At 62.8% G+C, this 13,898-nt stretch carries 18 protein-coding genes; 11 read left to right on the top strand and 7 right to left on the bottom strand.

The genetic code is table 11. The features are described 5' to 3' along the window. Nucleotides 1-3 precede the first annotated feature (3 nt). From ACV4UZ_RS14855 to ACV4UZ_RS14830, 6 genes are all read left to right on the top strand, one after another. On the top strand, nucleotides 4-255 hold the full coding sequence (locus tag ACV4UZ_RS14855; RefSeq protein ID WP_491601574.1) for a hypothetical protein: 252 nt from the start codon (nucleotides 4-6) through the stop codon (nucleotides 253-255). Then, a complete protein-coding gene (locus ACV4UZ_RS14850) occupies nucleotides 252-743 on the top strand; it encodes a 3'-5' exonuclease family protein (RefSeq protein ID WP_491601573.1) in 492 nt (163 codons plus the stop codon). Before ACV4UZ_RS14855 ends, ACV4UZ_RS14850 begins: the two co-directional genes overlap by 4 nt. Nucleotides 744-785: 42 nt before the next feature. Next, entirely contained in the window at nucleotides 786-1,136 is a 351-nt protein-coding gene (gene tnpA / locus ACV4UZ_RS14845) for an IS66-like element accessory protein TnpA (protein WP_158303983.1), read from the top strand. After that, nucleotides 1,133-1,480 carry an IS66 family insertion sequence element accessory protein TnpB gene (tnpB, locus tag ACV4UZ_RS14840; RefSeq protein WP_043744949.1) on the top strand — a complete coding sequence of 116 codons (348 nt, stop codon included), beginning with the start codon at nucleotides 1,133-1,135 and terminating at the stop codon, nucleotides 1,478-1,480. The genes tnpA and tnpB overlap by 4 nt, the downstream gene beginning before the upstream one ends. A gap of 87 nt (nucleotides 1,481-1,567) precedes the next feature. Further along, nucleotides 1,568-3,115, top strand: coding sequence for an IS66 family transposase (gene tnpC, locus ACV4UZ_RS14835; RefSeq protein WP_491600542.1), 1,548 nt, complete (start codon nucleotides 1,568-1,570; stop codon nucleotides 3,113-3,115). Beyond that, a complete protein-coding gene (locus ACV4UZ_RS14830; RefSeq protein WP_011385681.1) occupies nucleotides 3,112-3,702 on the top strand; it encodes a plasmid pRiA4b ORF-3 family protein in 591 nt (196 codons plus the stop codon). The genes tnpC and ACV4UZ_RS14830 overlap by 4 nt, the downstream gene beginning before the upstream one ends. A 605-nt stretch (nucleotides 3,703-4,307) precedes the next feature. Here ACV4UZ_RS14830 and ACV4UZ_RS14825 read toward each other — a convergent pair. The 7 genes from ACV4UZ_RS14825 to ACV4UZ_RS14795 all read right to left on the bottom strand — a co-directional run bounded on the left by ACV4UZ_RS14825 (nucleotide 4,308) and on the right by ACV4UZ_RS14795 (nucleotide 9,505). Further along, a protein-coding gene (locus tag ACV4UZ_RS14825) for an IS3 family transposase (protein WP_491601572.1) occupies nucleotides 4,308-5,455 on the bottom strand; the annotation gives its coding sequence in 2 pieces (ribosomal slippage) (nucleotides 4,308-5,174 and nucleotides 5,177-5,455; 1,146 coding nt in all). 51 nt (nucleotides 5,456-5,506) lie between these two features. Continuing rightward, nucleotides 5,507-6,376, bottom strand: coding sequence for a hypothetical protein (locus tag ACV4UZ_RS14820; protein ID WP_491601571.1), 870 nt, complete (start codon nucleotides 6,374-6,376; stop codon nucleotides 5,507-5,509). Beyond that, nucleotides 6,370-6,930 carry an ImmA/IrrE family metallo-endopeptidase gene (locus ACV4UZ_RS14815; protein ID WP_491601570.1) on the bottom strand — a complete coding sequence of 187 codons (561 nt, stop codon included), beginning with the start codon at nucleotides 6,928-6,930 and terminating at the stop codon, nucleotides 6,370-6,372. The genes ACV4UZ_RS14820 and ACV4UZ_RS14815 overlap by 7 nt, the downstream gene beginning before the upstream one ends. Nucleotides 6,931-7,004: 74 nt before the next feature. After that, nucleotides 7,005-7,970: a site-specific integrase gene (locus tag ACV4UZ_RS14810; protein WP_491601569.1), complete on the bottom strand. Its 966-nt coding sequence runs from the start codon at nucleotides 7,968-7,970 to the stop codon at nucleotides 7,005-7,007. Nucleotides 7,971-8,163: 193 nt separating this feature from the next. Continuing rightward, on the bottom strand, nucleotides 8,164-8,667 hold the full coding sequence (locus ACV4UZ_RS14805) for a hypothetical protein (RefSeq protein ID WP_491601568.1): 504 nt from the start codon (nucleotides 8,665-8,667) through the stop codon (nucleotides 8,164-8,166). A gap of 11 nt (nucleotides 8,668-8,678) precedes the next feature. Next, nucleotides 8,679-9,047, bottom strand: coding sequence for a hypothetical protein (locus ACV4UZ_RS14800; RefSeq protein ID WP_491601567.1), 369 nt, complete (start codon nucleotides 9,045-9,047; stop codon nucleotides 8,679-8,681). A gap of 5 nt (nucleotides 9,048-9,052) precedes the next feature. Continuing rightward, nucleotides 9,053-9,505, bottom strand: coding sequence for a helix-turn-helix domain-containing protein (locus ACV4UZ_RS14795; RefSeq protein ID WP_491601566.1), 453 nt, complete (start codon nucleotides 9,503-9,505; stop codon nucleotides 9,053-9,055). A 173-nt stretch (nucleotides 9,506-9,678) separates the two neighbouring features. On the opposite strand from ACV4UZ_RS14795, the gene ACV4UZ_RS14790 reads away from it, so the two are divergent. The 5 genes from ACV4UZ_RS14790 to ACV4UZ_RS14770 all read left to right on the top strand — a co-directional run bounded on the left by ACV4UZ_RS14790 (nucleotide 9,679) and on the right by ACV4UZ_RS14770 (nucleotide 13,896). Continuing rightward, nucleotides 9,679-10,002 carry a helix-turn-helix domain-containing protein gene (locus ACV4UZ_RS14790; RefSeq protein ID WP_491601565.1) on the top strand — a complete coding sequence of 108 codons (324 nt, stop codon included), beginning with the start codon at nucleotides 9,679-9,681 and terminating at the stop codon, nucleotides 10,000-10,002. After that, on the top strand, nucleotides 9,999-10,253 hold the full coding sequence (locus ACV4UZ_RS14785; protein ID WP_491601564.1) for a helix-turn-helix transcriptional regulator: 255 nt from the start codon (nucleotides 9,999-10,001) through the stop codon (nucleotides 10,251-10,253). Before ACV4UZ_RS14790 ends, ACV4UZ_RS14785 begins: the two co-directional genes overlap by 4 nt. Nucleotides 10,254-10,435: 182 nt before the next feature. Next, nucleotides 10,436-10,936, top strand: a complete 501-nt coding sequence (locus ACV4UZ_RS14780) for a hypothetical protein (RefSeq protein ID WP_491601563.1) — start codon at nucleotides 10,436-10,438, stop codon at nucleotides 10,934-10,936. Then, nucleotides 10,929-13,070, top strand: coding sequence for a Mu transposase C-terminal domain-containing protein (locus ACV4UZ_RS14775; protein ID WP_491601562.1), 2,142 nt, complete (start codon nucleotides 10,929-10,931; stop codon nucleotides 13,068-13,070). The genes ACV4UZ_RS14780 and ACV4UZ_RS14775 overlap by 8 nt, the downstream gene beginning before the upstream one ends. A gap of 52 nt (nucleotides 13,071-13,122) precedes the next feature. Beyond that, nucleotides 13,123-13,896: an AAA family ATPase gene (locus ACV4UZ_RS14770; protein WP_491601561.1), complete on the top strand. Its 774-nt coding sequence runs from the start codon at nucleotides 13,123-13,125 to the stop codon at nucleotides 13,894-13,896. The last annotated feature ends 2 nt before the right edge of the window (nucleotides 13,897-13,898 follow it).

Raw genomic sequence — 13,898 nt, 5'->3', positions numbered from 1 at the left:
GCCATGATCGTGGTGACCGACCTCGAGCAGATTCTGTCTGATGCCATCGGCGTTGCCCTTGAGAAAACGTGGGCCGAGGGAATCGATGACCGGCAGACCGCCGCCATGCTGATGGAGGTGGCCACGAAGGTGGCCGCCGGTAGTCTTGGGCCATCCCGCATTGAGGAGATCGTCCGGCAGACTCTTGGTGAGCCGAAGCCGGGCATTCCCTCGGTGCCGCGCTGGTGTCGCGGTGTGGTGGAGGGTGGGCGGTGATCTTCTTCGACGTCGAAGCATCCGGACTTCATGTCACCAGCTACCCCTTGGAGGTGGCTTGGGTGTCTCATGATCTGCTGCGCGGATGGTCCGCCCTGATCCGGCCCGCCGCTGGCTGGGATGAACTGGACTGGAGTGCCGAGAGCAAAAAGATACATCGGATTTCCCGTCACCAGCTCGTCATGGTTGGAATGGACGTGCGCGAGGTGGCCACCCGGCTGAATGCCGATCTGGCCGGCGCCGAGGTGCTGAGCGACAGCCCGGGGACGGATGGCCGATGGCTCCAGACTCTCTATGCCGCCACGGACATTGCTTCGTCATTCCGCATCAGCCAGTCCCTTGATATGGACACAATGATTGCCGAGGCATGCATGCGGGCCGGCGTTCCGGCCGAGAACCATGAGCGATTGGCTGCGGATCTCCATTCCGAGGCGGGGTTGATCAGTAACCGTCCTCTGACGGCTGCCTTGTGCGGCGGGGCGAGTTGAGGCCAAGTGCCAAGCATTATGGTGACTTTAATGCGTGGCACGATGACCCAGGTCGAGGTGATCACGTCGGTTCAGCGCCGTCGGCGTTGGAGTGCGGCGGACAAGCAGCAGATGGTGGCGGAGTCGGCGATGCCGGGCCGGACAGTGTCCAGCGTGGCCCGGCGCCATGGGATCGCGCCACAGCAGTTGTTCACTTGGCGGCGGGAGTTGCTGGCGGCCGCTACTGGGATCGCTGATGGTGGTTTTCTGGCGATCGCGGTTTCGGAGCCCCCGGCTGTGGTGCCGGACGATAGCGGGCGGATTGAAATCGTGCTGCCCACTGGCGTGATGGTCCGGGTGGGGCCGGAGGTGGCGACCGAGCCGTTACGCCGGGTACTGGCGGCGCTGGGATGATCGTGCCGCCGACGTCGACGCGGGTGTGGTTGGCTTCCGGGCACACCGACATGCGCAAAGGTTTTGACGGGCTGGCGATGCTGGTGCAGGCGAAGCTGTCTCGCGATCCCTTCGGCGGCCAGGTCTTCGTGTTCCGGGGGCGGCGGGGCGATCTGATCAAGGTGTTGTGGTGGGACGGCCAAGGTCTTTGCCTATTTTCCAAGCGTCTGGAGAAGGGCCGCTTCGTCTGGCCGTCGCCGGCGGACGGCATCGTCGGGCTGACTCCGGCGCAACTCGGCATGCTGCTGGAGGGGATCGACTGGAGGATGCCGATCCGCACCTGGAAGCCGCAATCGGCGGGGTGAGTCATTCCCGCCACACCCGGCGGGAATCCTCACAAAATGAGGGGCTGGCGCTGGTCGGAATCTGCTTCTGACGGTAGAATCGACGGCATGGTTCCAGACGCCCTGCCCACCGATATCGTCGCGCTACAGGCCATCATCGCCACCCAGGCGGATGCGTTGGCCGCCGCCCAGGCCGGCCTGATGAGCAAGACGCTGGAGGTGGAGAAGCTGCGGATCGAGCTGGCCCGTTTGCGCCGGATGCAGTTCGGCCGCTCGTCGGAGAAAATCAGCCGCGCCGCCGATCAGTTGGAGCTGATGCTGGAGGAGGTCGAATCGAGTGCCGCCGCCGCCTTGGCGCCAGCCGAGGACGGTGCGAGCGACGGCCCCGCGCCGAAGCGCAATCGTGCCCGGCGGCCGCTGCCGCCACACCTGCCGCGCACCGAGGTGGTCCACGATAGCGCCTGTACCTGCCCTTCCTGCGGCGGAGCGATGCGCAAGGTCGGCGAAGACGTCACCGAGATCCTCGATTACGTCCCCGGCCGCTTTCAGGTGATCCGCCACATCCGGCCCGCCTATTCCTGCCGAGCCTGCGAGGGCATGGTCCAGGCGCCGATGCCCTCGATGCCGATCGAGCGCGGTCTGCCCTCCGCCGCCTTGCTGGCCCATGTGCTGGTGTCTAAATACTGCGATCACCTGCCGCTCTACCGCCAATCGGGGATCTATGCCCGCGATGGCGTCGATCTCGACCGTGGACTCCTGGCCGAGTGGGTCGGCAAGGCCGCCACCCTGGTCCGTCCCCTGGTGGACGCGGCCGAGGCCCATGCCATGGCCGGCGGCCAGATCCATGGTGACGACACGCCGGTGCCCGTGCTGGCGCCGGGGATCGGCAAGACCAAAACCGGCCGATTATGGGCGTATCTGCGCGACGAGCGGCCCTGGGATGGACCGGCTCCACCCGCCGTGGCCTACCGCTACAGTCCAGACCGCAAGGGCGAGCGTCCACAGAAGCATCTCGCCGGTTTCCGTGGCCACCTCCATGCCGATGGCTATGCCGGCTTCGGCGAGTTGTACCTGGCCAAGGAGGGCAAACCACCGCCAGTGACGGAGGTCGCCTGCTGGGCGCATGTACGCCGCAAATTCCACGATGTCCATGTCGCCACCACGGCACCGATCGCCGCGGAGGCGCTGGAACGTATCGGTCGCCTGTTCGCCGTCGAGCGCGCCATTGTCGGCATCCCACCCGACCAGCGTCGCGCCATCCGACAGGTCGAGGCCTGTCCCATCATGGGAGATCTGGCAGGCTACCTCGACGCCAGCCTGACCCGCATCTCCGGCAAAAGCGAGTTGGCCGCCGCCATCCGCTATGCCCGCTCGCGCTGGTCAGCGCTCACCCGCTATCTCGACGATGGCCACCTGGAGATCAGCAACAACGCCGCCGAACGGGCGATGCGCCCGCTGGCACTGGGCCGAAAAAACTGGTTGTTCGCCGGCTCCGATGCCGGCGGCGACCGCGCCGCCGCCATCTACACTCTGACCGAGACCGCCAAGCTCAACGGCCTCGACCCGGAGGCCTATCTGCGCGATGTTCTGACGCGGATTGCCGACCACCCGGTAAACCGCATCGCCGCCCTGCTGCCCTGGAACATCGCACCATGACCGAGATTGCCCGCCTCAAGATCCAACTCGATGACATGGACCTGCCCGTGATCCGGCGGATCGAAGTGCCACTCACCATGCGTCTGGCGGATCTGCACCTTGTCATCCAGATCGCCATGGGCTGGGAAAACTATCACCTCTACGAATTCCGCGTCGGCCGCGCCGTCGCCTATGGCATTCCCGACCCGGATTGGCCGGACTCAAACACCCTCTCCGCCAAAACGGCGACCCTGGCCGATCTCCTCCTCCACCTCAAACGGAACAAAACATTCCAATACGTTTACGATTTCGGCGACGATTGGATGCATACGGTGAAACTCGAAGCTCTCGCCGAAGCCGATCCCGAGGTCAGCTATCCCCGCTTGCTGGACGCCCAAGGCGCCTGCCCGCCAGAAGACTGCGGCGGGCCCTGGGGCTACGCCCATTACCTCGAAGTCATCGCCGATCCCGACCATGAAGACCATGACAACATGATCGAATGGCGCGGCCCCGGATTTGATCCATCGACCATCGACGAAGCCGCTATCCGCAAGGAATTCACCAAGTTTGCCAATCGGCGTAAGCGGAAACCCAAGGCAACGCCGTAGCCGTCAGAGGACGGTTACGTTGATCACACATTGCGCCCTCGATGACGCCATTGGCCACGCCCTCCGCCTGGGAGCTGTCGTCATGCTGGAGCTGGCCAAGGATAAGGGGAAAGCGGCGGCCAACGGCTTCCGTCAGCAACTGGTGGAACGGGCTCGTGGGTTGGTGAGCCAGTATGGCCGGGGGGCGTCATGATCTTCCTGGATTTCGAAGCCAGCGCCGGTATGGGTAGGTGGCGCCGGGCCGATCCCCTTCCCCGACCATCACCCTCTCTATTCCCCAGCTTTGGAAGATGATGAAGTTAGCATCGAAATAATGGAAGATGGATCTATGGAATTGGAGGCGGATGATATTTCTCCGCTGTCCTCTGGGTCCAAATATGATTTGTACGACCGCTCCCAACGATCCCTCATATTCGACAGCTCATCCTTGTGGTATGGCGGCTCAACACCATATTCTGATATTTCAGACCGAATAAAAGGCGCTATTATCCACCTATAGCTGTCCGTATTATGCGCCATAAATGCTTCACAGTATCTTTTTACAACGTCAAGCTTTGGTGGACTTATGAGCTACTCCCCGTTGGCTGGACAGATTTCGGGGAAGTTTAAGCTACTCTCCGGGCCTGCTGATCGGTTTGGTTGATGGTGTTCCAGTAGACCACGGCAGGGGTTCTGCCGCCATGGGCGGCGTGAGGCCGTTGGTGGTTGTAGAAGGTGATCCAGCGTCCGATCCCCGCCCTTGCTTGCGAGCCGGTTTCCCAGGCATGGAGGTAGACGCATTCGTATTTCAGGGATCGCCACAGCCGCTCGATAAAGATGTTGTCGATGCAGCGGCCCTTGCCGTCCATGGAGATGCGGGTTCCCGCCTGCTTCAGCCGGTCGACCCAGGCGAAGGAGGTGAACTGGCTGCCCTGGTCGGTGTTCATGGTCTCGGGCGGGCCGAAGCGCAGGATGGCCTCGTTGAGGGCCTCGACGCAGAAATCGGCTTCCAGGGTGTTGGAGATACGCCAGGCCAGGACCTTCCGGGTGGCCCAGTCCATGATGGCGACCAGATAGAGGAATCCCCTGCGCATGGGCAGGTAGGTGATGTCGGCGCACCAGACCTGATTGGGCCGGTCGATCCGCAGGCCCCGCAGCAGGTAGGGATAGGTCTTGTGGCCCTTGGCGGGCTTGCTGGTATTGGGCTTCTGGTAGATCGGCATCAGGCCCATGAGCCGCATCAGCCGCCGGACGCGCTTGACGTTGACCGGATGGCCCTCGTTCTGGAGATGCCAAGCCATCTGACGGACACCATAGAACGGCGTCTCCAGGAATTGGCGGTCGATCTGCCGCATCAGGTCCAGGTTGGTCTCCGTCTCGCCCTGGGGCTCGTAATAGAACGAGGAGCGTGCAATCGACAGCAGACGGCATTGGGCGCCGATCGACAGCGCCGGGTGTTTCGGCTCGATCATGGTCCGCCTCACTTGCCGGTCCACGGCTTGAGCTTTCGAGACAAAAAATCGTTGGCCACGGCCAGCTCCCCGATCTTGGCGTGCAGGGACCGTACCGTGTCTTCGTCCACCTCGGCCTTCTTCTTGCCGCCGCGTTCGAAGATATCAGCAGCCCCGTCCAAAAGGGCCTTCTTCCATTGATGGATCATGGTCGGATGGACGCCGTAGGCCGACGCCAGTTCCGATACCGTCCGTTCGCCCTTCAGCGCCTCAAGGGCGACACGCGCCTTGAACGCCGCGTCATGATTCCTGCGCTTCGACATCTCTGATCTCCTCGTCGTTGAGGATCAGCAAACATCAGATCGTAGCTTCCGTCAGTGTCCGATTTCTGGGGAGTAGCTCATTATTCCCCGCATTGCATCTTCAGCTTGGTTAAGCGGAAGATCGCACTGCGTATCCATCCAAATAAGAGGATACGGAATTCCTGACAAAACACCTTTTAGCGGCTCTGTTCCATCAAAATATATTCTGTCGTGGATATCAAATCTTCCTGTCCACCCGTCTTTTTTGTCATGAAAAGCCTCGACGAGCATTAAAGCGAGATCAGCAGATAGCATCATTTTGCGAGGAGTTGCCTTGGCAGCAAGGCGGAACCCCAAATCCATCTGTGGTCCGATAAAATCCAATACCTCGCCCTGGCGTTTTTCTTGCTCAAATAAAAACCGCCGCAGTGAGTGCTGAAAAACCCACTCATCAAATACAGGCGTAACCTTCTTAAGGTCATCCCTATTAAATCCAAGGACAACTTCAGCGTTGTTTACAGGAAACCCAGCCAGCCATGCGCACGACTTCAAATCAAGAGACGATGATACGCGCTTGAGCTCACTCCTGTATTTGTTAATCGCCTCCCTGAGAGTTGATAACGTGAAAAGAGGCTGAAGTGGTGACGATATTTCCTGGACATACAGAACCTCATCGCCAGCCGCTTTCCAAAAGCTTGGCGGACTCTGTATCTCCTTCGAAATGTCTTCTCCCAAATTAGCCATTGAAGCCTGCCACTGGTAGCGTAGCTGGTCGGCCAATCCTGAGAAAAAAGCTGAAAATGGTTCGAGCCACTGCTGGCCGTATTGATCGGCTATTTTCTTCCGACCCTGCTTAAAAGCAGTCGAACCAACGATATCAACACTGAAGAACAGCCGAAGCGTTGATCTCGGAAATTGCGCCTTGTCGCCACTATTTACCATACACTCAGCCCGAGATCCTTGGCGCGTATTTCTGCCGCAGCCAACGACACCTTAAATTCGCCAGCCACATTGGCGAGATAGCCGGCATGGCGACCTGCAGCATCAACGAAAGCCTTCTTAGGCATCAAAAACCCTGCGGCGAACCAATTTGCCTCCCATTCAACACGCCCCGTTCCATACCGCTCTGCAGTCATTCCAGCAGGGGCGTTTCTTGAATGCAGAAGGTAGTGACCGAGCTCATGCGCGACGGTAAATCGCGCCCTCAGTGGCCCCCCATCCTGCGCGACAAAAATTTCAAATTTTCCGCCAGGATGGACAACTATAGAACCGTCTAAAGTCGCATTGAAATCCTGAGAGCTGACCCACCTAATTCGACCTCCCAGAGTGTCGATAATTGGCTCTAAATCTGCGCCTGGGGTCAGCTTTAACGCCTCATAGGCGTGCTCCGCAAATTCGAAGACCTGATGCTTCGAAAGTCCGCAGGCTTGTGCTTGTGCATATGTCATTGATGGCGCTTTGACGTTGCCTACGGCAGGAGAGTGTGTACGAAACATGAATCTGTGTAAAGTTTTTATTGACAGAGGCACTCCCTCTTTCTGGATGCTATCCCACGGGTGGGTAATGCAGCCTAATCCAGCCGTTTCGCCAATTCCTCAGGGTCCGGTTGATAGTAGCGCTTCAAGGTCTGAAGGGTCTTGTGGCCGGTGACCGCCGACAGTTCCAGCACGTTGTGAAGCTTCTTGGATAAGTGGGTTGCCGCCTCGTGCCGGAGATCGTGGAACGTCAACCCTGCGATCTCCGCCGCCTTGCAAGCGTCCTTGAATGCCAGGATGACCTCTCCTTTGGTGTGGGGAAACACCTCTGCCGCATCAGGATAGAGCTTGCGAAGCTGTGCGAACGCCGTTCGCGCCCTGGTCGATAGGGGAACCGTCCGGGGCTCTCCGTTCTTGGTGTCCGGCAGGTGCGCCGTGGAGCCGTTGACATGGCGCCAGATCAGCTGGCGAAGCTCTCCCTGACGCATGCCGGTTTCGATGGCGATGATCACCATTGCCTCAAGCCAATTGAATTCGGACGCCTTGCAGGCCGTCAGCAGCCGCTCTTCCTCATCACCGACCAGCCGTCGCTTCCGCCCCGCATTGGCCTTAGGGCGCTTCACACCGGCCACAGGGTTGTTCAGGCTCGGCATGTGCCACTCACTGGCGGCGTGAACGAAGATCGCGCTGAGGAGGTTCATGGCGTTGGCGACGGTGGACGGTGCCGGAAGGCGTTCCGTGCCATCCTTGAGCTTTCTGGGGGCCGTCATGCGGCGATTCCGCCACTCGGCAACGTCCGACGCGGTGATAGAGGCCATGGAGCGAAGGGCCAGGGGATCGCGGCGCCACGCCGCCAGAACATACCGCTCCTCGGCTGCGCCTTTCTTAGTGGGCGTCACTTCCCGTTCGTACCGCTCCAGAGCCTCCAGGAGCGTCGTCTGGTGGGCTTTGGCGTCATCCCGGTAGGTGCGGCGCCGCATGGGGCGCTCAACGCCCGCAGCCCAATCCTCGGCTTCCTTCTTGGTCTTGAAGCCACTGGCCGTTTTCGTGCCGTAGCCCACGATCCGCACCCGAGCCTGCCATGCAGGCTTCGCGTCGGTGTGGGGAGGTGACCAATTCTGCACCGACCTCGGTCTCGGAGGATCGGGCTGAAGGCCAGTGTTTGTGCGGGGATGGAGAGGTCGCCATTCTGCACCGGTGACCGGAACAAAATGGTCAAAAGTGGTCAGTGAGCCGCGCGATTTTGCACCGGAGCTACCATTTTTCGAGCGTCGGCTCGGGCGGAATGATGGAGCCGGGCTTGGCGTACTTCGCCTCGATCTGGCGGGCGAGCGTCTTACTGGCGTTCAACAGGCCTGAGGCGGTCCCAAAGGTCGTGTAGGGGACCCGTTCCTGCCGATATTCCGCCGCCGTACTTGCGAACGCCCGAGTGATGTCGGCTAGGAGCGCCACCTGCCAATCATCATAGCCACCAACCCGGATCACACTGCCCATGGTGGCGCTGAGGCGCCTCGCGATCTGGGGCCTGACCTGGTCCGGTAAGGCGTTACGAGCCGACAGGCCGATCATGTCGCTCACCATCACCATGTCGCGCCAAACCCGCACGACATCGGCAGGCGTGTCCGCGCGCTGGATGATCGTCGTGTTGGCGCTAAGGTATTGAGCGATCGTCCGATTGAGCGTGTCGTCATGATCGTTGGCCCTGGCCGATCCGGCTATGGACAACAGCGTTAGAAATGCGATGACGGACAGACGCATGCTGCTCTCCTCTAACGCTTCGGCGTCCCGGCCAAAAGCCGGGCGACGCGAATCATTGCCGAGAACCCGGCCAGCAGATTGACCAGATCATCCACTTCCAGCGAGGCAATCGTATCCTTACCGAATTTTCGGCGCAGTTCGTCCTGGAACTCGGAACAGACCGTGTCGGGTTCCCCGGCCAGGACACCCTCCAGGCGATGCACCAGGGTACGGCGTTGTTGCTCGGCGGCATCTGCTCCGCCTCCAAGACTAACATTCATGGTTACCGGTGCCTGGAAGATCACTGTCTGTGGCGTCAAGCACGCAATACCGTTGTCGTTGGCTCCCACGGCATCGGCCAGTAATCGCCGTGCCTTTGCTGCCCAATCTTCTCCGCCCATCGTCCTCAACTCGCCAGATCAAGCAGGTCATTGATCAGACCTCTCTTGATTTGGCCTTCCGCGCCATCGTGGGTCAACTGTTTGTATACGAGGGTGATCAGTTTCCCCTTCTTTTCCGCCGCCAGCGTGAGATTTCGGGCGGCCAGCAATTCCTCTACGGCGGCGATGGCGCCCGCGAGAGCGTCACTGTTGATTTCGGTTTCGCCGGGGACGGAAGCCGCGTCTTGAACCCCAGGGCCGAGTTGCCTCTCACCTTTGCCGGTGAGCAGCCAGTTGATGTTGACGCCGCAGACCTCGTGCAGGCGAGCGAGCACGTCCGCCTCGGGACGCCGTTCGCCGCGCTCATACTTGCCGATCGTATCCTTTGCAACGCCCAATCGGGCGGCAAATGCAGGCTGGGTTAACCCCCCGCGAACGATCCTCAAGCGATCTCCCAGCATTTCAGCGGCACCGGTCATGGCTGAAAATCCGTCCATTTGCCGCTGAAACGCTTTCGGCGAGCGGTAACGCATTGACTGCGAATGAAAAAATGCCAATCGATCGGCGACGCACGAATGGGCGTCGCTGAAAATGCCATTTGGGCGCTTTTGACGCTTGTCGTGACGCCCACTTGTCCGCTATAACCATCGACATGACGACTGACACCTCAACGATAAGCATTCCGAAAAACCCCACCGAACGGCGGGGGTGGATCATCTGGCAGCTGCGAAACCGTGGATGGTCATTCACCCGGATCGCGCTGGAACAGGGGACCTCGGTCCAGGCCGTCAGCAACGCTACGCTGGTGCCCTCATCGCACCTCCAGCAACGCATCGCCGAAATCCTGGAGCTGCGGCCCCAGCAATTGTTTCCCGAGTACTTCGCCCCAGACGGCAAGCGGCTGGGACGAACCCGAGAGAAACACCGTATCACGCGCAGCCCCTGCGGCAATGTCCAAGATGGAGCGGCGGCATGAGCACTCGCCGGGCTCACGATTGGCAGATCTCCTACATGTCGCTGGCCGGACTGCTGTCCCGCCGCCGGGCGGAGATGGGGATCAGCCAGGACGGCCTGGCCACGTCCCTGCGCGTCGGGCGCCGTTCCGTGCAGCGCTGGGAGGCGGGAGACGCCTATCCCTCCGGCTTGCGGCTGTTCCAATGGGCCGCCCAATTGGGCGTGCAGATTGCGCCACAAATGGCGCATCCGGTTTCGGAGAGGGCGGCATGATCGCGGCCCTCTCCACACCACTTTCCCTCTGCCTCCCTGGAGGGAAAGGCCGCCGGCCCGCCGGCCGGCTGCGGCGGCTTTCCGCCGTGTCTCCGCAACTTCAGGCCGGGCGCGGCAGCGCGCAAAACGTCGCGTCCGGCCTCTTTTTGCGGGTTTTCAACGACCCCCGAATGGAGGCACCCATGCCCAGAGCCCAGAAGGGCCGGCACCATGTGGCCGACCCCAATCAATTCGACTTCATGCGTCTGCTCGAAGGCGCCGTGGACCTTCCCGATCCCCACGAACCCCGGCGCGAACCGGGTGCCCTCAATCTTGACCAGCGCATGCGCCGCCTGCTCAACCAGGCCATCGCCGCCGGTCCCTTCGCCGACCGCAACGACCTGGCCCAGATGGTCGCCTTCCACGCCGGACGGCCCATCAGCAAGGCGATGATCGACAGCTGGACCGGGGCCAGCCGTCCCCATCGCTTTCCCGCCGACCTGATCCCGGCCTTCTGCGTGGCGCTGGGCAATTCCATCCTGTTGCACGGCCTGGCGGAATCTTCAGGATGCGTCGTGGCCGAAAGCGCCGACCTGGTGCGTTCCCGGCTTGATCGGCTGGCCCTGTTCATCCGCTTCGCGCGGGCCGAGCAGAGGCGCCTGGTGGCCGCCACCCCGCTGTTCCGCGAGGTGGACCATGGCTGAGATCTGGCACACCGCCGCCGAGCTGGCCGCGCTCAAGCTTCCCGGATTGCCCGCCACGCCCCAGGGCGTTAACAAGCGAGCCGCCACGGAAAAATGGCCGCGCCGCCGCCGCGATGATTCCACTCATGCCTGGGAATACGATGTCTCCGCCTTCTCCAGGGGACTTCCAAAGGCCGCCCGCGACATCCTGATCAGACATGTGGTTTCAGCCGGGGGCGGTCTCCTCCCGCCCATGCCCCCGGCCACTTCCCCGGCCGGCGAATCCTCTCCGCCGGCCGGGGCTTCTGTCGCCGTTTCCATGATCGGCGACACCACCCACCTGACCAACGCCCAGCGCGCCACCATGGATGCCCGCATGGCGGTGCTGGGATACGTGGACCAGCTGGCCATGCTGGAGGGCGGCATCACCCGCGCCCGTAGCCGGGTGGTCGAGGAGGCCACGATCGGCCATTTGCCCCCGGCCATCGCCCGGCTGCTGCCCGTCGCCAATGCCAAGGCGGGAAAGGCGGGCAGCCGCACCGTCAGCCCGCGCACCCTGATCAACTGGCACAACGAGCGCGCCGCCGGTGCCGCCGCCCTGGCCCCCAAGGTCCCCCAGCCCGACATGAGCGTTCCGGCCTGGGGACCGGCCCTGCTGGCCATCGCCAACCATCAGAACCGCAGCCTGCACGACATCATCGCCACCGATCTGTCGGCGCCCGGCGCCCTGCCGCCCGGCATCAATCCGCCCAGCTACGGCCAGGCCCGCCGGTGGCTGGGCAAGGTCAGCACCATCGAGCGCAACCGCAGCCGCATGGGGCCCAAGGAACTCAAGTCCATCAAGCCCTACGTCAAGCGCGACCTCTCCGGCCTCGATCCCCTCGACGTGGTCCAAAGCGACGGCCACTGCCTGGATGCCGAGGTGCTGCACCCCCGCCACGGCCGCCCCTTCCGGCCCGAGATGACCACGATCATCGATCTGGCCACCCGCATGTGCGTCGGCTGGTCGGCCGGCTTGGCCGAAAACGCCCTGGGCGTGGCCGACGCCATCGTCTACATGGTCACCCGCTGGGGCATCCCCGCCGTGTGGTACGTGGACAACGGCTCGGGCTACAACAACCAGCTGATGGATGACGAGCGCACCGGCCTGCTGCACCGCATCCAGACCACCAAGCTCAACCGCCTGCCCAACAACCCCCAGGCCGGCGGCTACGTGGAACGTTCGCACCAGAGCATCTGGATCAAGGGTGCCAAGCGCCTGTCCGCCTATATGGGCCAGGACATGGACCGCCAGGCCGGCCAGGTGGTCCACAAGATCACCAGGGCCGAGATCAAGCGCGCCGGCACCACGCGGCTCATGATGGCCTGGCCGGAATTCCTGGATTGGGCCGAGGCCCGGGTCCAGGAATACAACAACACCCCCCATCGCGGCCTGCCCCGCATCACCGATCCCGTCACCGGCCGCCGCCGCCACATGACCCCCGCCGAATCATGGGCCGAGGCGGTGGCGCGCGGCTGGTGCCCGGCCGTGGTCTCGGCTGTCGAGGCCGCCGACCTCACCCGCCCCTACGAAATCCGCACCGTGACGCGCGGCATGGTCTCGGTCCTGGGCAACAGCTACTTCAGCCGCATCCTGGCCGACTGGCACGGGCACGAGGTGATGGTGGGCTACGACGTCCACGACGCCTCCAAGGTCTATGTCCGCGACCTGGATGGCCGCCTGATCTGCGAGGCGGGATTCGAGGCCAACAAGCGCGCCGTGCTGCCCCGGTCGTTCCTGGACCGCTCCATCGAACGCCGCGAGAAGGGCCGCCTGGACCGGGCCATGGAGCACGTCAGGGAGATTCACGCCGAGGCCGGCATCCAGGTCATCGACGCCACCGCCACCCCGGTGCTGTCGGACAACGTCGCGATCCTCCACCAGCACCTGGTGCTGGAGCTGACCGCCGCGCCGTCCGCCACCGCCGCCCCCATCCCAGAGACGCCGACGACCCGCTTCGCCCGCTGGCGCGATCTCGACGCCGCCATCGCCGCAGGAGGGGAGGTCGCCGAGGACGCGCGCCGCTGGCACCAGCGCTACCCGCTGTCGGCCGAGTGGCGCGCCATGTCCGAAATGTCCGCGAATTTTGACGAGATGTCCGGCGCCGCCGGATGACGACGACGCCCGCCGGTGGCACGGCGGGCGTCGGAAAAAACGAACAATACTGATGGAGACCAAGTTTATGTCGCAGACCGCCCCCGCCGTCAACACCGTCGCCCCCCTGACCAACGTCGCCCTGATGCAGGAACTGGTCGGGCGCATCCAGCATCGCAAGTCCGATCTGCCCGGAATCGGCTGCTTCTACGGTTTCTCCGGTTACGGCAAGACCGTCGCCACCACCTACGCCGTCAACAAGCTGGACGAGCGCGCGGCCTACCTGGAGGTCCGCTCTACCTGGACCCGCAAGAAATTCGTCGAGGCCCTGCTGGGCGAATTGTCCCCCGGCACGCGGTACGGCTCCAAGCCCACCTACGACCTGATCGAGATCGCCGCCGAGAAGATGATGGTGGGCCGCATCGTCCTGTTCGTGGACGAGGCCGATTTCGTCGTGGACCGGGGCTATGCCGAGGTGCTGCGCGACCTCTACGAGATCGCCAAGACCCCCATCGTCCTGATCGGCGAGGAGGATCTGCCGGTCAAACTGGAGCGCTACGAGCGCCTGCACAACCGCATGGCCCGTCCCGTCGCCGCCCAGCCTTGCGGCCTCGACGACGCCCGCCACCTGGCCCGCCTCTATGCCGACCAGATCAATGTGGCCGACGATCTGCTCAAGCATCTGGTGGATCAGGTCAAGGGCTGCACGCGGCGCGTCGCCGCCAACCTGGACGACATCCAGGAGGAGGCCCTGCGCCTCGGTTGGGACAACGTGGATCGCCGCACCTGGGCCGACCGCAAGTTCAACACCGGCGATGTCACCGCTCGGCGCCGGGGGGTGATCTGATC

This window comes from Paramagnetospirillum sp. (genome assembly GCF_058402745.1).
This window is presented reverse-complemented; position numbering and strand designations above follow the sequence as displayed.